Here is a 22665-nt window from a genome sequence, read left to right on the forward strand (position 1 = left end):
ATGTTCCACAGTTGAAGAATAAGGTCCGCGTGTTCCACGCGGCAATACCCCTGTTTGAGGAAGATGGTGATGAGCTAATACGAATTATCTCGGGCTTGGCTGGTGAACCTCTCAGTTCAACTCAAGCCGATGTTTTTGAGTCTCTTTATCAAGACGCACGGCAGATGCTCGCTGCCAACGGCGACAGCATCAGTAGATTAAGGGACTCGCTCCATTCGATAACGAGCAATGACTACATCCGTCGATTCCCATTTCAACGTGATCTGTTCGCCCTTTCGTATCTGGCGCAAGCCGCAAGCATGGCGGTGCGCAAGGATCAGGAAGAGAGTCGTGACGCGTTGATTAGTCTAGGCTTCAACAGTCTGCGAAACGCAGATGGGAACCGTTCGTCCACATACAATGCCATAGCAAGACAGTGCCGCAGAGCCGCCTTCGAACTTCGCAACATGGAACAGAGGAATGAGAGTCGAACCGGCTCGTCGCAGCCACTACCTAAGGACAAACGAGATGTAGTCGATTACGACCAGATCTCTGTCGTAAGCCTAACGGGCTATTCCGAAGATTTCCGCGCGACGCTGTATGCAATGATAGCTCGTCGCATCCTGAACGGGCGCGTTCAGGGGGAGATTCCGTATCCTTGCCTCCTGGTCTTGGAAGAAGCCCACAATTTATCTCCCGGTGCTGGAGAGCATTCGACTGCGATCGTTAGAGCAACGAGTATCACCAAACAGATCGCTCAGGAGGGTCGCAAGTTCGGGGTGGGCCTCGTGCTGATCAGCCAGCGTCCGTCGCGCATCGACGAGACGACTTTGTCGCAGTGCAATTCGTTCATCGTCATGAGGCTCGTCAATCCCGCCGATCAGTCTTATGTTCGCCGGGTCATCGAGTCACTTGGAGAAGATGAAGTCCGGCTGCTACCTGATCTAGACGCTGGTGAAGCGCTCTTGTCCGGCCAAATGATTCGGTTCCCGGTGCTTGTCAAGATGAAGAAACCAGACTCGCGTGGGGAGCGCGAAGAGGATCTCGACGCGTTCCAAGCCCTCGCCAAAGCACATGATGTGAAGACCAAAGGGCCTCGGCCCTAATGCGCATCGTCGCAGGATTGAGCCTGAAGAATCTGAAGCCCCGTATCTGGGATCCAGAAAGCCCGGATTACTTGGTCAGCCTGAGCGCCGTGATGGTCTCATGGTCCGAAATCTTTCAAATGCCTTCGATCCGCCGAAAACTTGCTGCAAATGGGCTGCGTGGTTATCTTGGATTACCATCTGATGTCGTCGCGTATCTCGATAATGGTTCGTTCTACTTTCGTAGTCGCGAAGGTAACGAGAACATCGAAGAATATGTCGAGTTTGTAGCCGAGGCGCGTCCCGATTGGTATCCGATTCCGCGCGATTACATCCCAACCCCCCGAATGACTGCTATCGAGCAGGAAAATGCATTTGCTCGAACGATGTGCTTGAATACTGCGTTCCGTGACAACGGCTATGTGCCTGTGGTCCACGTGGGTCATCATCTTGACGACTACATCAGCGCAATTCAGGACGATCCTCTCCTAGATGGTTCACCGCGAATCGCGGTCGGTGGTATCGTTCCTAACCTCCTCCGATCCCCGAAAGCGCTTCCTTACAATCAACTCCTCGATGCCATCAAGCGAGCGCGTATCGCGTTCGCCGAGAAAGAGATTCACCTGTTCGGCATCGGAGGCACCGCTACACTTCACATTGCAAGGCTCTTGGGGATGGATTCGGTCGACTCCAGCGGATGGCGAAGCCGGGCAGCTCGCGGGCTCGTACAATTACCCGGCAAAGGTGACAGGTCGATCGTCAAGCTTGGCAATTGGCGTGGTCGCGTGCCAAGCGCCGATGAGTGGCGTCAGCTTGAGGCGTGTCCATGTCCAGCATGCAGTCAGCACGGCATCGACGGGCTGCAACAAAGTCAAATCATCGGATTCCGAAATCGCGCAGTGCACAATATATGGGTTCTCCATGAGGAAGCGAGCTTGATCGAGAGCCACTTGGCAGCGGGGACGTACGTCGACTGGTATCAGACCCACCTTGACAACACAATTTATCGGCCCCTCATTGATCGCATCGTTGATGCGCGTTTTGGCCAGAGCGCCTGATGTACTATGACCCATTAGTAGCACCCGACTTCGGAAAGCCAGTTTGTCAAATGGCCGACGCTGGCCGGACGCGCACCTAGAGTGGATTGCTATACTTTCATGACTGCGCCCGGACGACGTGTGCGGGAGACCGGGACGGCGCACAGGGGCGCAGCAGGATCGTCATCCTCAGGAGCCTGGTCTGGCATGAATCCAACGGGTCGTCCACCACAATCGAAGGCTGCCCCGGCACATGAGTCCACTACCACGGCTGCGACAAACTCAATGACATTGCGTATTTCAGAGCGCCTGTTTGACGCTGTCATCGACCATCTCGACCGCATGCGGCCAAACGAGGGCTGCGGCCTGATCGCGTTCGATGGCGATGCACCAGTACGTATCTACCCCGGCACCAACATCCTCCACTCGCCGACACGGTATCGGATGGACGATGCTGAGGTGCTGGAAGCCGTCTCCGACATGGAAGCGCACGGCTGGTGGCTCGGCGCGATCTTCCATTCGCATCCGACCTCACCGCCGGTGCCATCCTCGACCGACGTGCTCGAAGCGAACTGGCCCGACGCCCTCATGATCATCGCCTCGTTTCAACACGACGATCCCGAAGCGCGCGCCTACCAGATTCATGGTCAGCGCTACACCGAGGTCGCCATCGATGTCGTTCCGGACCGGCTGGACTGGCTCGCTCCGCTGCGGCGCTGGTCTGGCCTTCAGCCTGAGACGTACGGCGGCCCGCGACCTGAATGGCAGCCGGCAGTCGCCGGGTTTGCCACCACAACCGACGCTGATCTCGATCCGCTCATCGATGCCTTCGAGCCGCATCGTCGGGCGGTAGTCGGCATTCTTGGCGGCATGGGACCGCTGGCTACCGCTGACCTGTATCAGAAGATCATTGAGCTGACGCCTGCAGAGCGCGATCAGGAGCACATCCCGGTCGTCATCTACGCCGATCCGCGTGTGCCCGACCGCACCGACGCGCTGCTACATGGCGGCGAGGATCCGGTGCCGTGGCTCGTCCGTGGTGCGCGCGCGCTCGATGCACTCGGCGCTGACTTCATCGTCATCCCCTGCAATACCGCGCATGCATTCCTGGAGGATGTCCAACCACACGTCGAGCCGCCGGTGCTGAGCATGATCGACGCGGCGGCGGACGAGATCCGCGAAACCTGGCCCGAGGCGCAAGTCGTCGGGCTGCTGGCGACCAGCGGGACGATTGCATCCGAGATGTATCAGCGTGCGCTCCTGCAACGAGGAATCGACGTCATTGTGTCAGACGACGATGTTCAGGAGCGCTGCGTGATGACCGCGATTCGCATGGTGAAGGCTGGGCGAGCAATTTCTGACGCAACGGCGCTGCTCGTCGAGGCATCGGAACATCTCGCTGAGCGTGGCGCGGAGGTCCTGCTTGCAGCCTGCACGGAAATCCCGGTCGCGCTCCAGCAGCCGGATGTCGAAACGCCGCTGCTCGATGCGACTCTGGCGCTGGCGCGCGCGGCAGTTGACACTGCCCTGCATCTCGATGGTTCCGCGCAATGGGAGACGTCGACAACAGGCTGGTCGCTGCCGGACGAGCGCGAGTGATGACCGGTTCGGTTGAGTTTCTGCTCGCGCAACTGCGCGCGTTCCCCGCTGAGCTTCTCGATCTGATTCAAGGTTACGACGACGCTGACCTGCAGCGCGCTGCCGCCGGTGGTGGCTGGGGTTCAGTTGAAATCTTCTGCCATTTGCGCGACGCCGACGCCCTGGCAACGGAACGCATCCAGCGCATCCTGAGTGAGGACGAGCCATACATCCCGGCAGTCGATGAGACGCTCTGGCCGATTGAGCGCGACTACGCCTCGCAAAACGCTCGCGCTGCGCTCGATGAGTTCGACGCCATCCGCCAGCACTTCGTCACGACCCTCGAAACACTCACCGCGAACCAGCTCGACCGGCGGGGCTATCACGAGGATCACGGCGAGCAGACGGTTCGCGAGTATATCGACAACGCAATCCAGCACGACGCCGACCACCGCCAGCAGCTTCTTGAGGTGCTTGGCGACAGCGAGACCTGAGCGGCTGCACTGCCAGGACACGAAGCGGCGCAACAGACTACAATGAGAACTAGCAAACGTCAGTGGTACGGCGCGAGGATGGGGGAACTGCTGAAATGGAAGAGCAAGAGCAGCTAACGATCCAACTGACACAGATGCTCAATTACCTGTCGAAGAGGATCACACCCCAGCGAGATATGTCGCGAATTGATCGTGCGCCAGCTCGTGGCGAATGGTCAGTGCGCCAGATCGTCGCCCATCTGCGCGATACGGAGGCACGGGTATATCCCAAGCTGTTCGCGATCGCCAATTATGACTACCCCGACCTGCGCCAGCTTCCGCCACCGATTACGACCACCGACAACACCGAGATCTCTGTCTTCTCGGTCATGAGCCAGTACCGTCGTCTGCGCCAGAGCACGCTCTCGCTGCTCCGCGAGATTCCGAGCGATGGCTGGAAGCGGGCTGGCAACGACGTCGACAACCGCACCGTGACGATCACCGATCTCGCGCGGTTTCTGATTGCGCACGATGCCGAGCATCTTGCGCAGATCGACCAGACACTGATCGCCCGTGACGCGCTGCCGCACCACGTCGAGCCGCTCGTCCTCGCCTGATCCCGCAGCAGCCGTCACACCGGTGACGTCTGCTAGATCGTGAGCGTCCGATGGCAACCGAAGATGCACACCTGACTGCGGAGCGTGTCGCACGAGTCAAGCGATCAATGCAGCGCGCCTGGAACCTGCCCGGAGCAGGCTACGCCGAGATGGCCGAGACATTGCGCCCAGCCGTCGATCACCTGATCGACGTGGCGGGTATCAGCCCCGGCGCGCGTGTGCTCGACGCCGCAACCGGCACCGGCATTGCTGCCATCGCCGCAGCCCGGCGCGGAGCCGAGGTGATCGGCGTCGATTTCGCCGCAGATCTTCTGGCTGGCGCTCGCGAGCAAGCGGCGTCCCAGCGCCTGCCAGACATCCAGTTCGATCTGGCAGATATCGAGGAATTGCCCTACCCCGATGGCGCGTTCGATGTCGTCATCTCGTCGTTTGGCGCGATCTTCGCGCCGCAGCACAGCGTTGTTGGTCGCGAGCTCTGCCGGGTGCTGCGTCCGGGCGGCAGGTTGGCATTCACTGCCTGGCTGAATGAGTCGCCAAACTGCCACCTCATGACGCTGACCGCGCCCTACACACCGCCACCACCTGCCGGCAGCGACAGCGTCTTCGACTGGTCTGACATCGTGCATCTTCGCAGCATGATCGGCCCGTGGGTCGATAGCATTGCGATCCAGGATGGCGACGTGCCGTGGCTCGCGCCGTCGCTGCCCGATGCATGCGATTTCCTGTTTCATCGCGCACTCGGCCCAACCATGTACGTCTTCCAGCGCCTGGAAATCGCGCAGCAACTGGCGCTGCATAACGATGCCATCGCGCTGTTGGCAGGTTATCTCCACTCCGACGGCACAGTGCGCGTCCCCCGCGCCTATGTCGTCGTTGCCGCGACGCGGGCTGAAAACGCTCGCTAAGACATCTACCGCTTGCGCAAGTCATCCCTCGGCTGACGATCACAATCATGACAGTGTCGTCATATTTTCATCGTCAATATTGCGGATTACGCAGATATTCATATCCTGAGATCATTGGAGCGTATTGATCTCGTTGATGTCTTGCGCGTTGCGTTTCTCTTATAGTGCGCAGTTGCGCAAGTGCGTGTCATCTGACGCGTCGACACGGCGTATGCGGCGGAGAGCAACAGATCCGCACACGAAAGGAGGCAGCCAACTTTCCGGGCGCAATTTCTTCAATCGCTTCACAACGCGCTTCGGACTACATCAGAGAGGAAGTCCCCAATGCCTAAGAGGACTCGTCGAACGCGCCTCGGAGCAATGGCTCTGAGCATCACACTCCTCGTTCTCCTGGCGGTCAGCAGCACTGGCGTACTGGCTCAGGGCGAACCCGGTCTTGATCCGTCCAGTGTGTCCAGAACACTTTTCCCCGGTGAATCCACAATGATCACCAAGACGGTGCATACGCCCGCATTCCCACCCGTGCTTGATGTCATGTTTCTCTCCGATACGACCGGCAGCATGAGTTCTGCAATCAGCAACGTCGCCTCGAACGCGACATCGATTATGAACACCGTCCTTGCCGGCCAGCCCAATACACAGTTCGGTGCCGCGCAATACAGAGATGTGACCGACTCACCAGTTTTCCAGGTTGATCAACAGATCACCGGCACCGTAGCCAACGTGCAATCAGCCATCAGCTCGTGGTCCGCCAACGGTGGCGGTGACACTCCGGAGGCGCAAATCAACGCGCTCTGGCAGCTAGCGCAACCAGGGACGGCTGGATTCCGGCCCGACCCGGCAACGCGCATCATCGTCTGGTTTGGTGACGCCAGCGGGCACGATCCGAGTAATGGGCACACACAAACCGACGCAATCAACGCGCTCGTTGCCGCCGGCATCAGGGTGCTCGCCATCAATGTCGACAGCGGCAGCGCAGACGGTCTCGACGCGACTGGCCAGGCAACCGCAATCGCTAACGCAACTGGTGGCTCGTATCTCGGAACGGCTACTCCAGAGCAAGTGTCGGCAATGATTCTGTCCGGCTTGCAGAATCTCGGGATAACCGTCTCGATGGCCAGCACCTGCACGGCACCGATCAGCACGTCGTTCACCCCGGCGTCACAGTCGATCACTAGCGGCCAGTCAGCAGTGTTCACTGAAACGATCTCCGTCGCAGCAAACGCAACCCCAGGTGTCTACTCCTGCTACGATTACGCGTTGATCGACGGCCAGCCAATGACTGACGGCGACGGGCAGGTCATTCGCGAAACGAAGACCATAGCCGTACCAGGCATCTCCAAGACGGCAACCACCACCTTTACACGCTCATGGGACTGGTCGATCGACAAGAGCGTCGATCAGCCGAACCTGTGGCTCGACTTCTGGCAGCCGGGCACGGTGAACTACGCGGTGAACGTCGATGGCACAGCAGCAGATAGCAACTGGGCTGTCTCCGGCATCATCACCGTGACTAATCCTTCAACGACTGAAGCGCTCACCGTGACGCTGACTGATGTCATCACCGGCGGGCTGAATGCCACGATCACTGCTGACGCGGACTGCAACCTGAGCGGCAGTACGCTCACCGTCCCGATCAACAGCGTGGCAACCTGCCCGTATGCCCGCGCGCTGCCTGATAGCACCAACCGCACAAACACGGCGACGATCGCGCGCAACGGTTACCAGATACAGGCCACCGCGCCAGTCACGTTTGGCACGCCGAGCACCGTCACCGATGAGTGCGTCGTCATCGCCGATAGCTACCAGGGCAACCTGGGGTCGCCGTGCATGACGGCAAACGACACGGTTGCACACTTTGGCTTCGGCTATGACCGTGAGATCGGCCCGTATCCGGCCTGCTACCAGCTCACAGTCGATAACTCGGCCTCGGTGACCACCACCGACACCAGTACCGTCGATTCGGACTCCCAATCGGTGGCAGTTACGGTCCACTGCATCCCGCCGTGCTGCACACAGCTTCCCGCCTACTGGCTGCAGAATTCGGTAGCGGGCAGCAAACGGGGTATTGACCCAACCTGGTACAAGATCGAGCCAAGTGGCTCTGCGACGCCGTTCTTCCTTAGCCCATACAACTACCGAACGGTGCTCCTGATCACACCACGTGCGTCAGATCGTGACTACTACGTTCTGGCTCAGCAGTACATCTCCGCCGAGCTCAATCTGCTACGCGGATCGACTGCGCCGTGGTCGGTCGTCGACGCCATGTATGCCGCCAAGGATCTCTTTGAGACCTATACACCGGCAGATGTGGCAGGGATGAGCCCGGCCCAACGGCAGCAGTTCGTCAGCCTCGCGTCAACGCTCCATAACTACAACTTCGGCTATATCGGACCGGGGCGCTGCCCGGCAGGCAGACCGTAGTCCGGCCTCACATGTCGTGCATCGCTCCCGTGAGATTCACGGGGGCGGTGCCTCTCATTCCGCCCAGTCAGCATTGTCCCAGCGACGTTCGCAGAGGACGAAGCGATAGCCGTCGCCGTCTTCGATCGTGACACCGAAGCGATCCCAGTACGGATTGTGCGACGCCACGCGCCGACCGCCGGCCTGCTCCAACCGCGCGACGAGCGTGTCATCGACCGGACCATCGAGGTACACCACCAGCAGATCCTCCACGGTTGGCCGCGGCTCAACCGGGTTGGAGGGATCGCTCACCAGCTCCAGATGCCAGCCGGCCCCCGGCCAGCCGACCATCAACAGGTCGTGCCCGTGGTCAGGATCACCAGCCACGCTCTCAGCGCGATACAGCACCCGCATGTCCAATCCGGCGATGTAGAACTGCTCCGCAGCGGCGAGATCGCGCGACGGCCGGGCGATCCGGATATGCGAAGTTGGTGTGATTCCGCTCATCGATCCTCCATGTCAGGCCGATTTCAGCATGAATACCCTGAAAAACGATACAATCAACGGTCGCCGTCCACGCGGATCGCGAACGCAGACCAGCAGCCGGTGCAAACACCGGCCACCGAACGGGGACCTTCCTGCCGATGACCTCACCGACGACTTCAGCGCAACCTTCCAGCCCGACGCACGTGCGCTCCGATCTGCGCAACATCGCGATCATCGCCCACGTCGACCACGGCAAGACCACCCTCGTCGATGGACTGCTCAAGCAGACCCATATCTTTCGCGATCCGGACGCCGCCGGCGAACTAATCATGGACGCCAACGACCTGGAACGCGAGCGTGGCATCACGATCCTGGCCAAGAACACCGCCATCCACTATCGCGACGTGAAGATCAACGTCATCGACACGCCGGGCCACGCCGACTTTGGCGGCGAAGTTGAGCGCGTCCTGAATATGGCCGACGGCTGCCTGCTGATCGTCGACGCGGTCGAGGGGCCAATGCCACAGACCCGCACGGTCCTCCAGCAAGCGCTTGGCCTCGGCCTGCGTCCGATCGTCGTGATTAACAAGGTCGACCGCCCGTTCGCCCAGCCGGACGTCGTCATCTCCAGGACACAGGATCTCTTCCTCGACCTGGCAATCGACGCCGAGCAGCTCGATTTCCCGGTCCTGTACGCCATCGCCAAGCAGGGCCGCGCCGGCCACGCGCCGGACGATCTGGCACCCGACCTGACGCCGCTGTTCGACACGATCGTCGACTACATTCCGGCACCAGTCGTTGACATCGACGGGCCGGTTCAGCTGCAGGTCGCGTCGCTCGATTACAACCCGCATCGCGGTCGGATCGCGATTGGCCGTGTCCGACGCGGTCGGCTTCACACTGGCGACACGCTGGTGCAGCTCGGCACTGCCGGCGAAGAAGATCGTCAAAAAGTCACCTGGTTAGCGGCACACGAGGGCCTCGCCCGCGTCGAGATCACCGAAGCGCAGGCGGGCGACATCGTCGCACTCACCGGCTTCCCTGCCGCGCACGTCAGCGCCACCCTGGCCGATCCGGCTGTGCCTGAGCCGCTGCCCGGCATTCAGATCGACGAGCCGACGCTGCGCCTGACTTTTGGCGTCAACACCTCGCCCTTCGCCGGTCGCGAAGGCGACTACCAGACATCCCGCCAGCTCGGCGAACGACTGCAGCGCGAGCTGGAGACGAACGTCGCGCTGCGGGTCGAGCCAACCGAGGTGCCGGATGTCTTCTCCGTCTCCGGTCGTGGAGAGCTCCACCTGTCGATCCTGATCGAGACGATGCGCCGCGAGGGCTACGAATTCCAGGTCTCGCGTCCCGAAGTCATCACCCGCGAGATCGACGGCACACTGATGGAGCCGATTGAGCAGCTCGTCATCGACACGACCGAGGAGTTCGTTGGCGCTGTCACCGAGCTGGTCGGCGCACGCAAGGCGCGCATGACCGACATGCTCAACGATGGACGCGGCAACGTCCGCCTGGAGTTCGACATCCCGACCCGTGGCCTCATCGGCCTGCGCAACGAATTTCTGACCCGCACCAAGGGCAACGGTTCGATGTCGTCCCGGCTGACAGGATTTGAGCCGTGGCATGGTGCGATCTCATCGACGCGCACCGGTGCCCTCGTCGCCTGGGAGGCAGGCACGGCCCTCTCTTACGGCATCGCCGCCGCTCAGGAGCGCGGGATGACATTCATCACACCGGGCGAGGATGTCTACGAGGGGCAGATCGTTGGGCAGCACGCGCGCGGAAACGACCTGGCGGTCAACGTCTGCAAGGGCAAGAAGCTCACCAACATGCGCGCCGCCAGCGCCGACGCCAATATCCGCCTGACGCCGCCGGTCATCCTCTCGCTGGAACAGGCGCTGGATTTCCTGGCCGACGACGAGCTGCTGGAGGTCACGCCGAAGGCCTACCGCCTGCGCAAGCGCCTGCTCCACGAGCACGAACGCGCCCGCGCCAAGAAGCAGGCCGAATCCCGCGAGGCGAACCGAGGGTAAGCACGCCAAACCAACGGGATCGCGTCACAGGAGCAGGAACAGGACGCGATCCCGGATTGGCGTGAGCCTTCACTGTAGAGTCAGGCAGGCGTCAGCCGTGGCGCAGGCCACGAAGCCTTTCGACGATCGGTGACTCCGGCAACGACCGCATCAATTGATCAACGATCGCATCATCCCGTGTGATTCGCTCATCAATTTCGCGCTTGTGATCCCAGTAGTACGCCAACGCGGAATGAATCTGGCCCAGTGTCAGGTGCGGAAACTGGAACGCCAGCTCATCGGGGCTCCAGCCATACGCCATCTGTGCAACGACCAACTCAACAACCTTCATCGTTGTTCCCTCAATGCGGGGAACACCATGGTCGTCAAGGACGATGTGCTGGTACTGAGTCTGGATTGCGGCCATGAGCGGACAGCCTTTCCGGCATGCGCTGGTTCGTCAGGAAACCTCTCATTAAGCATAGGCGCGCCACCAGAACGTCGCTCTCTATGCTTGCCGAACAGCGGCCTCTTGTGCCTTCACTCACTTCACCGCATACGTCGCGACCATCATCCCGTAATACGTCGGTGCCTCGTATGACAGGAAGGTGCCCTGCATCGGGACGACCTGCTTGACGCCTTCGAGCATCAGCAGCTGCCAGAGGCCATCGATCGCGGCGTTGGAGATCATCTCGTCGGACAGGTTGAGCAGGCTGGGGATGTCGTCGTCCCGAATCGCCTGCGCGACCGCCTCATCAACGCGCCGGGCGTCAGGGTGGAAGCCATTCGGATGGTTCTCGTCGTGTCGATGCGCCCAGTCGCAGGAGGCGATGAAGGCGATCCGGCGCTCGTCGGCCTGCGCAGCCTCGGCAACCACCTTGCCGAACTCGATGTTGACCTCTTTCGGCAGCCGCCGCGATGGTTGGACAATAACCGCCGCCGGCGGCTGGTCCTGCGGCAGACCATCGAAGAGGGCCGCGAGAACATGGCCCTTGCCGACCTGATTGCGATTCTGGCCCGCAAACCAGAGCGGCACCATCGTCCCCCAGTCCATCGGCATGATGCTCTGATTCCGATTCGAGCCGCCGTAGCCGACCTGCACGACCGGCAGGTTCGCTTCGTTGGCGCGCTCGACGATGGCATCGGCCAGCGCGAGATCGAACGGCACATTCATCTCGACGCTGCGACCGTCCAGCGACAGCGTCCCGGCTCCGCGCGCGCAATCGGCGATCGAGATGAAGCCGTTCACCCGGAAGCCGTGCGGCGTCGCGATGACGACGACATCCGGCTTCGCGTCGGCAAAGACCTGCTGCATCTGCAGCATCGAGGCCCGCGTGGTCAGCCCACCTTCGGCATCTTCGCTGAGCTCCGGGATGATCGGGAAACCGTGCGGCGTGACGGCACCAACAACAATCGGCATCTGACTCTCCTATCCTGACTCTGGCTACAATCGAGAGGTTTCAGACATCTCCAGCGGGTTCGGTGTCAGAGAAGCGTGACTCCATTGACCGTTATGTGAAATTCACAGCCGAGGAATTCCGCAGCCCGACGACTCATCAACATCCGTGGCAGGAAGATCTCGAAGTAGTGCATCACCTGCGCGACCGTTGTGTCAATGGTCAGCTCCAGCGTGATCGTCTTGCCCAGCTCGTCGACGCGGAGGAACGACCACTCGGCGGCGTAGTTGACCCGATCGTGCTGATCGAACGTGTTGGGGTCGGGATTCCGCACCCGCGAGCGATGCACGTCCGACTTGTCGGCCAGGATCAGCGCTGCGCCGACCGGATGCACCGCCTCACCGAGGCGGCCCCCATCGTCACCGTGGCTACCGATCGCGCCCATGATGATCGCAACATCGGCCGGCGGCATGCCCATCCGGTTCAGGATGTCACGTGCCAGCACCGCGCCGGTCAGTGCGTGATCGTAGCGGCTGATGACATTGCCGATGTCGTGCAGATAGCCGGCAATCGCTGCCAGCTCCTGATGCTCCTCATCATATTCAAGGTAGCGCAGCACATTCCGGGCGATGCGTGATACGAGTGTCACATGGCGGACGCCATGCTCGGTATAGCCCAGCACCGCCAGATTCTCATTCGCCCGCTCAATCAGCGCGGCGACTTCCGGGTCTTCCCGCACACGGTCGAACGTAACCACGTCCGGCGCTGGATCCGGCTTCGACGCCAGTTCCGGACGCACCGGGCGCTCGCCGAGGCGATCCAACCGCGGGACCTGCTCCTGTGTTTCGTCATCCGGGCTCATGGTGAGGTCCATTCATCAGCGCGTCTGCGTCGATGCAGCATTATCTACTTACCACTCCCAGCGCTCCCAGGTGCGGACGTCCTCGCGCGGCAACCGCGAGCGCTCGCGCAGCTCACGCTGCTGGCTGCGCTCATCGAGATCCTCGAAGCGGCCCGGATGGCCGACGCCAACCATCGCCAGCACGCGGACTGCGTCCGGGATGCCGAGCGCGGATCGGACGGTCGCCTCATCGAACCCGCCGATCGGATGTGCGTGCAGACCCATCGCGAATGCCTGCAGCAGCAGATTCTCAATGCCGAGCCCGGCGTCCAGCAGGTAATACTCCTTGCCGTCGACGATCTGGCCATCATCCGGCCTGCCACAGACGGCGATCAGGATCGGCGCAGTCTTCAGATACGCGTTGCCGCGCGTCAGCGCCTCGTGGACGACGGCCAGCGTCTCCGGCTCGCTGGCGACGACGTAGCGCGTCGGCTGGCGGTTGCCATACGACGGTGCCCAACGTGCCGCCTCCAGGAGTGTCTCGACGACCTCCGGCGCGAGTGGCGTTGTCGCAAACCTGCGGCTACTGACCCGCTCGGCAATTGGCTCCAGCAGCGGCAGCGTTCCTTCTCCTGGCTTCATCCATGTACTCCACGGCCAATGGTCTGTTTCACACGATCGTCCTGTTCTTTTCGCCATGATGAAGTCGTTTCTGCAGAATAGGCTGCTGGTAGAGCAGCGTCAAACACGCTCTTCAGCACGATCACTGCCCTTGCAGGTACACTTCCTCTTGATCACAGAGCCGCTGAACGCACATGAGAGAACGGGATTCATGACGCGAATTCTCGCACCTCGCTGTACGGTCGTCTGCCTGATGACCATGATCCTGCTGCTGACAGCTTGCGGCGGATCGTCCGATGAATCGACGCCAACGGCGGTTCCTGCCACCGAGCAGGCGGACGCAGCTGCCGCGACCAGCGAGCCGACGGCCACGCTGGAGCCGAGCCCATCACCAACCTATACTCCTGAACCAACGGCAACACCGCGCCCGGCCATCATATCCAGCACGCCGCGCCCGATCGCGACGCGCCCGCCGGCAATCCCGACGGCCATGCCGGAGCCTGAGCATGTCATCGAAGACCAGCTCGCACTCGATTTCGAGCAAGACGCAGGGCCGTTCCCGACCGGCGCTGCTGACAACGGCTACAGCCTTGAAGTCACCGACGGCATGTACGTCGTCACGATGCCAGAAGGCTACTGGCTGAATCCGCTGCCGTCTTCGCCGGAGGTGACTCTGCGCAACGGCACGGTCAGCGTGAATGTCGCGTTGGCCGGTGGTGAGGGCTTTGCCGGCGTCATCGGCCGGCAGATGGTCGACGCGGACGGCAACGAGGCGTTCCTCGCGTGTGGCATCTACAGCGACGGCTCAGCCGGCTGTTACGAGTTCGCTGGCGCAGAGGCGGCCGAAACGATCTTCATGGTGGCTGGATCATTCGAGATGACCCAGATGAACACGCTAACGCTCACCATTGTCGACGGCTGGTATTCGTTTGACGTCAACGACGTCATGATGGGTGAGGCGTACACGGCCCACGAAGTCGATGGCAACTGGGGCCTCTTTGTCCAGAGTATGGTCGGCACCTTCGCTGCCGGATTCGACTGGTTCACCGTCCGCAATCCGACGCTCGCGGCGACAACATTCGACTCCGGCTCTGCCGAACCGTTCTTTTCCGGTACATATGCTGATGGTGTTTCGAACGTCGAGGTCATAAACGGTGCCTATACCCTCACGTTGACGGGCGCAATTCAGTGGACCTTCCTGCCACCACAACCCCCCGTGCCGTTCAAAGACGGCTTAGTCGAGACAGTCACGTCGTTGGAGGGTCTGGGCGGCACGGGCGTGATTGCCCGGGCGACTGTTGGTGAAAGTGGGCTTGTCTCCGGGTACGTGTGCGAAATGACGCACACCGGCGCTGCCGACTGCTACGTCGTTGACGAAAACCAGTGGACGTACCTTTTCGGGTCAGTGGACGGAGCATACGACCCGACCGGCGCAAACCTGATTACCCTGCGAATTGTCGGAGAGGAATTACAGCTGTCGGTCAATGGCGAGTATGTCGCCGGTTCGATCGATGGCACCTTCGGAAGCGGCGAGTGGGGCATGTACACGACGTTCAAGGGCGGCGACCAGATCATCACCCGCTTCGATTCGATCCTGATCCTGGACACGAGCGTGTATTAGCCTGGCCGGACGAACGCAGAGGCGCTGGTATCGCCACGTCGAGCACGCCTTCTGACCAGTCGGCGGTCGCCGCGAAACAGCTGCCATCCGGGGCGAACGCGAAGCCGCCGCCGGGGAAGTCCTCATCGATGGTTCGACCGGCGGCGGTAGCAGCGACGACGTAGACACCGTTTTCGCGGGCGTGCGCAGCGTCCTTCGTCATGCACTCGTTGCGCCACCAGGCGTGGCCCGATTGCCAGTTTCGGGTAGCCTGCTCGCCATAGAGTCCTGGCGCGGACGCATGGACGATCACCTGCGCACCGGCAGCGGCGCAATCGCGATAGACCGCAGGGTTGTCGATGTCGGCACAGACCGCCACGCCAACGCGAACGCCTCCGACCGAAAACACAGTCGGCTCCGCTGGCCCAGCGCTGAACCAGTCCGCTTCGTCATCGACAACGTGGCGCTTGCGGTAGACCGCGACGAGCGCACCATCGGCGGCCACGATCTGCGTAATGAACGGCTTCTGTCCGGGCCGCGCTTCGACCAGCCCGGCGACGGCAGTCACGCCAGTGCCGCAAGTCAGCGCCAGAAACCGCGCGATCTCCGGTGAATCGAGCGACAGCACTGACGCCGGCCAGCGAGTCGGATCGATATAGCCAGTGATGCTCATCTCCGGGAAGACGACCAGCCGCACGCCCCGCGCCGCCGCTGCCTCAATTGCCGCGCGGTGGCGACCGAGGTTGCCCTCGATGTCACCTTTCTCGCTCCGCAACTGAACGAGCGCGATGGATAGATCAGTCATCATCAGTCCTCATTCGACAGACGGCAACGTCCCGCGAAACTCCGCGCCGCGCTCGCCGTTGGCGGCCGTGAGCTCGCCGCCGTGCGCCCGCAGGATGCGCCGGGCGATCGTCAGGCCGAGGCCGGCCCCGGCGGTGCGACGGTTCCGCGAGCTTTCGGCACGATACAGCGGGCTGAATATGCGCGGCAGGTCTTCGGCGGCGATACCTGGGCCATCATCAATGACAGTGAATTCGATCTTGCCTTCGTCCCGCGCGCAGCGAACTGTCACGCGACCGCCATGCGGTGTGTAGCGCACGGCGTTGTCCAGCAAATTCTCGACCGCGCGCGCCATCAGATGCTCATCGATCTCGGCGACGCAGGTCACATCAGTCAGGTCGAGATCCAGCGCCACCTGCTTCGCCTCAGCCAACGGGCGGAAGCCTTCAACGAACCGCAGCAGCACGTCGCGAACGTCGGCAGGCTTCCGATCCGGTGCCTGATCCAGATACTCCAGCCGCGAATAGTCGAACAGGTCGGCGATCAGGCGCTCCAGCGCATCCGCTTTCTCCTGCGCGACGCCGACGTAGTGCGCCATCTGCTCGGGGCTCCGGGCGACGCCCTGCTGCAGGCCGGACAGGTAGCCGCGCAACGCGAAGAGCGGCGTGCGCAGATCGTGGGCGATGGCCGAGATGAACAGCCGTCGCTCCTGCTCAACCCGCACCTGCTGCTCGACCGACTCACGCAGCCCGCCGCTCATCACCTCGAATGCCGAGTTCACCTCGGCCACCTCACGAACGCGCGATGTTGGCAGCGAGATGTCCAGATCGCCAGCCGCGATCTGCCGCGCCGCGTCGCTCGTGGCCGCCAGCGGTCGCACGACCATGCGCCCCAGCACCCAGGCAATACCGGCAAGAGTAAGGAACAGTGCAGAGAATCCAATCACTGGCAAGAGCCAGGCGCGACTGGAGCTGGGCGGGTCGGACAACGAATAAATGTAGGCGCGCTGTTGCAGTGCGTCGCCGGGCAAGACCAGCTCGCGAGCCAGACGCGCATCCGAATCGCCCGCCCACCAGTTGCGCGGACCCGGTGCAGCCGCATTCGTTCCCGCCAACGGATCGGCAGTGCTGCGGAAGATCTCGGCACCATCCTCATACAGCACGAACTCGACACCCTGGGCGCGGAGCGTGTCAGTCACGCTCACCTGCCAGGCTGGATCGTTCCAGCTCGCCGCGCCGCTTGTCAGCAGACGTGCTGCATCATTTCCGGACTGCGCTGGACGCCAGACGAGGGCGGCTGCCATTGTCGCAGTGAGTGCAAACGGCACCACAAACGTCATGACGAGCGCCACGATGAGCCAGCGCCGCAGCGGCAGCGTTCCGCTCATCCGCGCCGATGCCCTTCGAAGCGATATCCGACGCCCCAGACCGTGGCGATATAGGTCGGTCTGGCCGGGTCCGGCTCGATCTTCTCGCGCAGACGCCCGATGTGGACGGTCAGCGAATGGCGGTCGCCGTAGTCACCCCACAGCCGCTCGTAGATCTGCTCGCGGGTGAGCACCTGCCGTGGCCGCTCGGCCAGCAACAGCAGCAGATCGAACTCGCGCGGCGTCAGCGAGATGATTTCGCCGGCCACCCGCACCTCTCGCGCACGCGGATCAATCGTCAGCCGTCCAAAGTCGAGTACGGTTGATACAGCCGCCTCGCCGCGACCCGCCCGCCGGAGCACCGCGCCGACTCGGGCGACTACCTCTGCCGCCGTTGCCGACTTCACGATGTAGTCGTCGGCACCGAGGCCCAGGCCACGCAGCTTATCGCTGTCTTCCTGCCGAGCGCTCAGGATCAGCACCGGCAAATCACCTCGCTCGCGAATCCGGCGTACCACGTCGAATCCGGACATGCCCGGCATCATGATGTCCAGTAGCACGCAATCGACCGACGCTTCATCCAGGATTTCGAGCGCACGCTCGCCCCGCTCGGCTGTGAGGACTGCGTAGCCCTCGACCTCCAGGAAGTCACGCATGAGCGCGACGATATCCGGATCGTCGTCAACGACCAGCACCGTCGTGTGTTCGCTCATGTCCACTCCTCGCATCCGTCACCTACCGACCGTGCGCCAATCTTGCCAGCCGCCATTGCGCCATACGAGCGTTGCGCAAGCCCGCTGCCGAAGTCGTGAGCCGATGTTGATCATTCGTTGAGATTCGCGGAACCGGCGGTTGACCTTTGCTCCCTATCGTCAGGAACAGCGGACGAAACCGGTCGTCTGCGGGAACCGACGAAGGGGACGCATCCATGCTGAATCAGCTCTCCACCTCGGTCGTCCTGCTCCATGCAGACGGCTGGGGACATAGCGAACCGTGGTTCTGGGTCTGGAGGTTAGGCATGTTCGTATTCTGGATCTTCTTCATCTTTCTGTTCTTCTGGTGCTTCCGGCGCTGGGGCTGGGGCTGGCGACACGAGATCTCCGGTACCGAGCGCGCCAAAGGCATCCTGGCCGAGCGCTTCGCACGCGGTGAGATCAGCGTCGAGGAGTACCACCAGCGACTCGATCAGCTGAAGTAATGCAATCGCACCAACTCGACGAAAGGCCGCTCATGGACAGCACGTACGCAATCGAGACACATGACCTGACAAAGCGCTATGCCGACGGAACGCTCGGCGTCAACGGCCTCTCGCTCAGCGTCAGACAAGGAGAGATCTACGGCTTCCTTGGACCCAACGGTTCCGGGAAAACGACAACACTCCGGATGCGGCTCGGTCGGGCGAAGCCGACAGCCGGCACAGCAACAGTCCTCGGAGCCACTCCCGGCTCGTCAGCGAGCCTCGCCCGCATCGGTGCGATCATCGAGACGCCCGCCTTCTACCCATACCTGTCAGGGCGTGACAACCTGCGCGTCCTGGCGGGCTACACCGGATCCGACGAACGGCGTATCGAAGACGTCCTGACGACCGTCGATCTGGCGTCTCGTGGCAAGGACAAGTTCCAGTCGTACTCGCTTGGCATGAAGCAGCGGCTCGGTGTCGCAGCAGCCTTGCTGAAGGACCCCGCACTGCTCATCCTCGACGAGCCGACGAACGGACTCGACCCGGCCGGCATGGCCGACATGCGCGATCTCATCCGCGCGCTGTGTCGCGAAGGTCGCACCGTCCTGATCTCCAGTCACCTGATGGGTGAGATCGAGCAGGTCTGCGACCGTGTCGGTGTCATTCTCCGCGGTCGGCTCGTCGCCGAAGGCAGCGTCAATGAGCTACGGGATCGCGATCGACTAATCGTATGCGCTGAGCCGATTGAACAGGCTCGCCGCCTCATCGCAACCGTCTGCGGTGTTGAGGATGTCACGGTCATCAATAACAGGATCCACGTCGACGGCGACCCGGCTTCCGCCAGTGACATCGCGCGGAAACTGGTTCTCGCCGGCATCAACCTGCACGAACTGCGCATCGAACGCGCCTCGCTGGAGGACATCTTCCTTCAGTTGACGCGCGACGAGGAGATTGCTGCATGATGAACGAAATACGTGTTGAGCTACTCGTTCTGCGCAAGCGCACGGCAACATGGGTGCTGCTGGGTGTCTGGACGTTGCTGGCAATGATCTTTGCCTACATCGTCCCCTACATGCTCAGTCGCACGTCGACAACGATGGCGGACACAGCAGCGCTTCGTCAGCTCATGCCCGACCGGATACCCAGCAATCTCATCGACGGATTCCCGTTCTATGGTGGAGCATTCGCGATCATGCTCGGCGTCCTCGCCATCGGCAGCGACTATGGTTGGGGCACGCTGAAGACGCTCTTCACCCAGGGACCGAGCCGCTTGCGTGTCTTCGGTGCAAAGGTGATCGCGATTGCCATCACGCTGGTTCCGTTCGTCATCCTGCCCTTTGTGCTCGGCGGCATGAGCAGCGTCATCATCGCGCTCCTCGAAAACAGCCCGATCATCGGCCCTTCAGCCATCTCGCTGGTTGAAGCCGTGCTCGCCAGCCTGCTTATCATGCTCGCCTGGGCGGCATTCGGCATCGTGCTGGCCGTCCTCTCGCGTGGCACATCCCTGGCGATCGGCGTCGGCATCCTCTACACGCTGGCACTTGAGGGCCTGTTGAGCTTAATGGCAGGGTCTGTCAGCCTGCTCGAACCACTGGTGAAGCTCTTCGTCCGCACCAACGCCTATTCGCTCATCAAGCCATTGGGCGCAGCCAGCGCCGACGGTGCCTCCAGCGGCGGCCCCGGCGCGTTCGACGGCCCGTTCGTCTCAACCACGCAGGCGCTGATCATGCTGGCTGTGTATGTGGTCGTGTTTGTGGGTGTGTCGGCGGTGGCGCTGCGGCGGCGGGATGTGGCGTGAGCGCCGACTACGGTTCTTCCAGCGAGTCCCGCAGAATGTCGAAGTACTCCAGGGCGAGGCCGGTGCCGACGGCAACGGCGGAGAGGGGGTCATCGGCGACGTAGCAGGGGACGCCGGTGACTTCGGTGAGCAGGTCGTTGAGGTGGCGCAGGAGCGCGCCGCCTCCGGTGAGGATCATGCCTTTGTCGATGATGTCGGACGATAGCTCGGGCGGCGTGCGCTCAAGCACATCGCGTACCGCGCCGATGATCGACTCCAGCGGTTCGGTGATCGCTTCGACGACTTCGTTGGAATGCACGCGAATCGTCCGGGGCAGGCCGGCGACCTCGTCGCGGCCGCGCACGTCCATCGCCTCATCCTCTTCGAGCGGCATGGCCGAGCCAATGGCGATCTTGACCTCTTCAGCCGTCCGCTCGCCAATCCGCAGGTTGTACTTGCGCTTGATGAAATTGGCGATAGCTTCGTCGAACTTGTTGCCCCCAACGCGGATCGAGTTCGCGACGACGATGCCGTTGAGCGAGATGACGGCGACCTCGGTCGTCCCACCGCCGATGTCGATCACCAGGTTGCCGCTCGGATCAGCGACCGGCACACGCGCGCCGATGGCTGCAGCCAGCGGCTCGGAAATGAGGTAGGCGCGGCGTGCTCCTGCGGCCAGCGCTGCGTCGCGGACGGCCCGGCGCTCGACGCCGGTGACGCCAGCCGGCACGCAGATCATCACATCCGGGCGCGTCAGCGAGAACCGTCCGACGGCCTTGTTGATGAAATAGCGCAACATCTCCTGGGTGACGACGTAATCGGCGATGACGCCGTCGCGCATCGGGCGAACGACCTCGATCGTCTCACGCGGTTCACGGCCAAGCATGTTGCGCGCCTCAAGGCCGACTGCCTTCACCTTTCCGTCGCGCGCCGAAATCGCCACCACCGACGGTTCGTTGATGACAATGCCTCGACCGCGCAGAAAGACCAGGACATTGGCAGTGCCGAGGTCGATTCCCAGCTGCTTCGCCAAGAGAGCTCCCAGAGTTTGATGACGCGTGTTGCGACATACGCATGTACGGACACCCCGCCTCGGGCGTCCGTACATGTCGATTCTATCATATGGTTGCGTGATTCTTTACCTGCGTACGTACGCAAGCGAACGATGGTGCGTCAGGAGCTTGGCGCTGTTTACGAGCGCTCTCGCCAGACCGCGACGAGCCAGATGACGCCGAACGCCAGCGAAACAGCACCGCCGACGTAGCCCCAGCTCCCGGCCTGATCCGGGATGCTAATCGCGGCAACGCCCACATACAGATAGATCAATCCGACGATGACACCGAGCGACTGCCACCCACCACGCTTTGACGAGACCAGCAGGCCGCCGATCACGAGCGTGATCGACATGATGATTTCCGCGCCCCAGCGGGTTGGATCGGCAGCGCCCTCAAAGGCCGGGGAGTCGTACGCGTGCGTCAGCGCACGGACGACAGCCGGTGACATCGCCACGGCGGCCAGCGCCGTCAGGCCGAGCAACAGTCGGCTGGCACCGGGACGCGGGAGACGTAGCACCGCGCGGCGGTCCGGGTAAGCCGCGAACAGGATGCTGAAGACAACCGCCACCATCGGGAGAAAGCCGAGGCCATTGTTGGGATCGATGATGGTGTAGACCAACCCCAGCGTCAGGAATCCGAGCATGTACATCTGCAGCAACATCGGTTTGCGCGCCGGTTGCCAGACGAGCGCCAGCATGCTGCCGGAAAAGAGCATACCGACCGTCGCCCCGTGAGCAGCGTAGTGCCAGAGGTTGGCTTCCGGTTGCGGATCGTAATCGACGTGGAGGCTCCAGGGAGCAATCGCTTCGCGAACGCCATCCAGCAGCGCGAAGCCAACGAGCGCAACCAGGCCGGCCAGGATCGGGAAGATGACACGCCGCTTCCCGCCCGCCACGACCGCCGCGGACTGCGCGGCGACAACTGTCGACATCGAGAGTTCCCTTCTGCAGCATTGCACAATTGCCAAGCCGCATTGCCCGGCAACGTCCGAGAACGTACGATAGCGACGGCGCTTCCCCGGTGGCATCCCAGAAAGCAGTGAGATCAGCATCACACTATGCGACTGACCAGATCCCAGACAGACGCGCAAGCGCGTATCAACCACCTCGCGCATCAGGGACTCGCGCCGATTCCACTCGCGACAGGTATCGGCGCGGCACTTGGGCAGGCGATCCCGAACGATGGCTACCGGATCTTCGGGACCGACCCGGCAACGCTGCTGATTAATCGCCTGCTGGCGGCGACCGACACCGACGACTGGGCGCGGCGCGAGTGGCTCAATGAGGTCTACCTGCGCGCCGACCCGTTGCCTTATGTCGAATTGCCAACGCTGATGCGTCTACGCCTGCCGGTCGTCGCCAGCCATGCCCGACAGGTGGATTGCTGGGGATTCCCGGCCGACATCCTGGCGACGGTCAGCGCCGACGACCACGAACGCGCCTACTTCGAGCTCGGATCGCCGCA

Annotated in this window: 23 protein-coding genes; 13 read left to right on the forward strand and 10 right to left on the reverse strand. The window is 62.2% G+C overall.

From position 1 onward, the window contains the following. From M9890_10345 to M9890_10375, 7 genes are all read left to right on the forward strand, one after another. Window positions 1-1085 (forward strand): ATP-binding protein (locus M9890_10345; protein ID MCO5177354.1); only part of this gene is annotated, 1085 nt, incomplete at its 5' end. Then, window positions 1085-2122 carry a hypothetical protein gene (locus M9890_10350; GenBank protein MCO5177355.1) on the forward strand — a complete coding sequence of 346 codons (1038 nt, stop codon included), beginning with the start codon at window positions 1085-1087 and terminating at the stop codon, window positions 2120-2122. The genes M9890_10345 and M9890_10350, both read left to right, overlap by 1 nt. 264 nt (window positions 2123-2386) lie before the next feature. After that, entirely contained in the window at window positions 2387-3700 is a 1314-nt protein-coding gene (locus M9890_10355) for an amino acid racemase (GenBank protein ID MCO5177356.1), read from the forward strand. After that, on the forward strand, window positions 3700-4173 hold the full coding sequence (locus tag M9890_10360) for a DinB family protein (GenBank protein ID MCO5177357.1): 474 nt from the start codon (window positions 3700-3702) through the stop codon (window positions 4171-4173). The genes M9890_10355 and M9890_10360 overlap by 1 nt, the downstream gene beginning before the upstream one ends. Window positions 4174-4268: 95 nt before the next feature. Next, window positions 4269-4769 (forward strand): DinB family protein, encoded by a 501-nt coding sequence (locus M9890_10365; protein ID MCO5177358.1) that lies wholly within the window; start codon window positions 4269-4271, stop codon window positions 4767-4769. A gap of 50 nt (window positions 4770-4819) precedes the next feature. Then, window positions 4820-5674 carry a methyltransferase domain-containing protein gene (locus M9890_10370; GenBank protein ID MCO5177359.1) on the forward strand — a complete coding sequence of 285 codons (855 nt, stop codon included), beginning with the start codon at window positions 4820-4822 and terminating at the stop codon, window positions 5672-5674. A 324-nt stretch (window positions 5675-5998) separates the two neighbouring features. Further along, window positions 5999-8098: a VWA domain-containing protein gene (locus M9890_10375; protein ID MCO5177360.1), complete on the forward strand. Its 2100-nt coding sequence runs from the start codon at window positions 5999-6001 to the stop codon at window positions 8096-8098. Window positions 8099-8152: 54 nt separating this feature from the next. Here M9890_10375 and M9890_10380 read toward each other — a convergent pair whose 3' ends face one another. Further along, window positions 8153-8584: a VOC family protein gene (locus M9890_10380; protein MCO5177361.1), complete on the reverse strand. Its 432-nt coding sequence runs from the start codon at window positions 8582-8584 to the stop codon at window positions 8153-8155. Window positions 8585-8721: 137 nt separating this feature from the next. On the opposite strand from M9890_10380, the gene typA reads away from it, so the two are divergent. Further along, a complete protein-coding gene (gene typA, locus M9890_10385; protein MCO5177362.1) occupies window positions 8722-10602 on the forward strand; it encodes a translational GTPase TypA in 1881 nt (626 codons plus the stop codon). Window positions 10603-10693: 91 nt separating this feature from the next. Here the strand turns inward: typA and M9890_10390 are convergent, their stop codons facing one another. The 4 genes from M9890_10390 to M9890_10405 form a co-directional block, all read right to left on the reverse strand. Continuing rightward, window positions 10694-11008 carry a DUF433 domain-containing protein gene (locus M9890_10390; GenBank protein MCO5177363.1) on the reverse strand — a complete coding sequence of 105 codons (315 nt, stop codon included), beginning with the start codon at window positions 11006-11008 and terminating at the stop codon, window positions 10694-10696. A 117-nt stretch (window positions 11009-11125) separates the two neighbouring features. Then, window positions 11126-12001: an aromatic ring-opening dioxygenase subunit LigB gene (locus M9890_10395; protein MCO5177364.1), complete on the reverse strand. Its 876-nt coding sequence runs from the start codon at window positions 11999-12001 to the stop codon at window positions 11126-11128. A 65-nt stretch (window positions 12002-12066) separates the two neighbouring features. Beyond that, complete coding sequence (locus M9890_10400; protein MCO5177365.1) at window positions 12067-12840, reverse strand: HD domain-containing protein; 774 nt, start codon at window positions 12838-12840, stop codon at window positions 12067-12069. A gap of 48 nt (window positions 12841-12888) precedes the next feature. Beyond that, on the reverse strand, window positions 12889-13461 hold the full coding sequence (locus tag M9890_10405; GenBank protein ID MCO5177366.1) for a nitroreductase family protein: 573 nt from the start codon (window positions 13459-13461) through the stop codon (window positions 12889-12891). A gap of 190 nt (window positions 13462-13651) precedes the next feature. Here M9890_10405 and M9890_10410 point away from each other — a divergent pair, with 190 nt between their 5' ends. Continuing rightward, a complete protein-coding gene (locus M9890_10410) occupies window positions 13652-15061 on the forward strand; it encodes a hypothetical protein (GenBank protein ID MCO5177367.1) in 1410 nt (469 codons plus the stop codon). On the opposite strand, the gene M9890_10415 is transcribed toward M9890_10410, so the two are convergent. Genes M9890_10415 through M9890_10425 form a run of 3 tightly spaced genes read right to left on the reverse strand, consistent with a single transcriptional unit; the run spans window position 15015 to window position 17902 of the window. Then, the gene (locus tag M9890_10415) at window positions 15015-15845 is read right to left on the reverse strand and encodes a carbon-nitrogen hydrolase family protein (protein MCO5177368.1); all 831 of its coding nucleotides are present in this window, start codon (window positions 15843-15845) and stop codon (window positions 15015-15017) included. The two genes, M9890_10410 and M9890_10415, sit on opposite strands and share 47 nt — an antisense overlap. A 9-nt stretch (window positions 15846-15854) precedes the next feature. Next, complete coding sequence (locus M9890_10420; protein ID MCO5177369.1) at window positions 15855-17210, reverse strand: HAMP domain-containing histidine kinase; 1356 nt, start codon at window positions 17208-17210, stop codon at window positions 15855-15857. Continuing rightward, entirely contained in the window at window positions 17207-17902 is a 696-nt protein-coding gene (locus tag M9890_10425) for a response regulator transcription factor (protein ID MCO5177370.1), read from the reverse strand. Before M9890_10425 ends, M9890_10420 begins: the two co-directional genes overlap by 4 nt. Before the next feature lie 215 nt (window positions 17903-18117). Between M9890_10425 and M9890_10430 the strand changes: the two genes are divergently transcribed. The 3 genes from M9890_10430 to M9890_10440 are packed head-to-tail and all read left to right on the forward strand — an operon-like array spanning window position 18118 to window position 20167. Continuing rightward, on the forward strand, window positions 18118-18387 hold the full coding sequence (locus M9890_10430) for an SHOCT domain-containing protein (GenBank protein ID MCO5177371.1): 270 nt from the start codon (window positions 18118-18120) through the stop codon (window positions 18385-18387). A 32-nt stretch (window positions 18388-18419) separates the two neighbouring features. Beyond that, on the forward strand, window positions 18420-19331 hold the full coding sequence (locus M9890_10435; protein MCO5177372.1) for an ATP-binding cassette domain-containing protein: 912 nt from the start codon (window positions 18420-18422) through the stop codon (window positions 19329-19331). Continuing rightward, complete coding sequence (locus tag M9890_10440) at window positions 19328-20167, forward strand: ABC transporter permease subunit (protein MCO5177373.1); 840 nt, start codon at window positions 19328-19330, stop codon at window positions 20165-20167. The genes M9890_10435 and M9890_10440 overlap by 4 nt, the downstream gene beginning before the upstream one ends. Before the next feature lie 7 nt (window positions 20168-20174). On the opposite strand, the gene M9890_10445 is transcribed toward M9890_10440, so the two are convergent. Both M9890_10445 and M9890_10450 read right to left on the reverse strand, forming a co-directional pair. Then, window positions 20175-21191: a rod shape-determining protein gene (locus M9890_10445; protein ID MCO5177374.1), complete on the reverse strand. Its 1017-nt coding sequence runs from the start codon at window positions 21189-21191 to the stop codon at window positions 20175-20177. Between the two features lie 146 nt (window positions 21192-21337). After that, window positions 21338-22132, reverse strand: a complete 795-nt coding sequence (locus tag M9890_10450; GenBank protein ID MCO5177375.1) for a hypothetical protein — start codon at window positions 22130-22132, stop codon at window positions 21338-21340. A gap of 126 nt (window positions 22133-22258) precedes the next feature. On the opposite strand from M9890_10450, the gene M9890_10455 reads away from it, so the two are divergent. Then, on the forward strand, window positions 22259-22665 hold a 407-nt coding region (locus M9890_10455), incomplete at its 3' end, for a hypothetical protein (GenBank protein MCO5177376.1).

The organism is Thermomicrobiales bacterium (assembly GCA_023954495.1).
In the GTDB taxonomy this organism is placed as follows: Bacteria; Chloroflexota; Chloroflexia; order Thermomicrobiales; family CFX8; genus JAMLIA01.

Coding starts and splice junctions, on each gene's coding strand:
- M9890_10360 (MCO5177357.1), top strand. CDS start 3,700: ATGACCGGTTCGGTTGAGTTTCTGCTCGCGCAACTGCGCGCGTTCCCC.
- M9890_10410 (MCO5177367.1), top strand. CDS start 13,652: ATGACGCGAATTCTCGCACCTCGCTGTACGGTCGTCTGCCTGATGACC.
- M9890_10350 (MCO5177355.1), top strand. CDS start 1,085: ATGCGCATCGTCGCAGGATTGAGCCTGAAGAATCTGAAGCCCCGTATC.
- M9890_10375 (MCO5177360.1), top strand. CDS start 5,999: ATGCCTAAGAGGACTCGTCGAACGCGCCTCGGAGCAATGGCTCTGAGC.
- M9890_10395 (MCO5177364.1), bottom strand. CDS start 12,001: ATGCCGATTGTTGTTGGTGCCGTCACGCCGCACGGTTTCCCGATCATC.
- M9890_10390 (MCO5177363.1), bottom strand. CDS start 11,008: ATGGCCGCAATCCAGACTCAGTACCAGCACATCGTCCTTGACGACCAT.
- M9890_10400 (MCO5177365.1), bottom strand. CDS start 12,840: ATGAGCCCGGATGACGAAACACAGGAGCAGGTCCCGCGGTTGGATCGC.
- M9890_10355 (MCO5177356.1), top strand. CDS start 2,387: ATGACATTGCGTATTTCAGAGCGCCTGTTTGACGCTGTCATCGACCAT.
- M9890_10370 (MCO5177359.1), top strand. CDS start 4,820: ATGGCAACCGAAGATGCACACCTGACTGCGGAGCGTGTCGCACGAGTC.
- M9890_10440 (MCO5177373.1), top strand. CDS start 19,328: ATGATGAACGAAATACGTGTTGAGCTACTCGTTCTGCGCAAGCGCACG.
- M9890_10425 (MCO5177370.1), bottom strand. CDS start 17,902: ATGAGCGAACACACGACGGTGCTGGTCGTTGACGACGATCCGGATATC.
- M9890_10415 (MCO5177368.1), bottom strand. CDS start 15,845: ATGACTGATCTATCCATCGCGCTCGTTCAGTTGCGGAGCGAGAAAGGT.
- M9890_10420 (MCO5177369.1), bottom strand. CDS start 17,210: ATGAGCGGAACGCTGCCGCTGCGGCGCTGGCTCATCGTGGCGCTCGTC.
- M9890_10435 (MCO5177372.1), top strand. CDS start 18,420: ATGGACAGCACGTACGCAATCGAGACACATGACCTGACAAAGCGCTAT.
- M9890_10405 (MCO5177366.1), bottom strand. CDS start 13,461: ATGAAGCCAGGAGAAGGAACGCTGCCGCTGCTGGAGCCAATTGCCGAG.
- M9890_10380 (MCO5177361.1), bottom strand. CDS start 8,584: ATGAGCGGAATCACACCAACTTCGCATATCCGGATCGCCCGGCCGTCG.
- typA (MCO5177362.1), top strand. CDS start 8,722: ATGACCTCACCGACGACTTCAGCGCAACCTTCCAGCCCGACGCACGTG.
- M9890_10450 (MCO5177375.1), bottom strand. CDS start 22,132: ATGTCGACAGTTGTCGCCGCGCAGTCCGCGGCGGTCGTGGCGGGCGGG.
- M9890_10430 (MCO5177371.1), top strand. CDS start 18,118: ATGCTGAATCAGCTCTCCACCTCGGTCGTCCTGCTCCATGCAGACGGC.
- M9890_10365 (MCO5177358.1), top strand. CDS start 4,269: ATGGAAGAGCAAGAGCAGCTAACGATCCAACTGACACAGATGCTCAAT.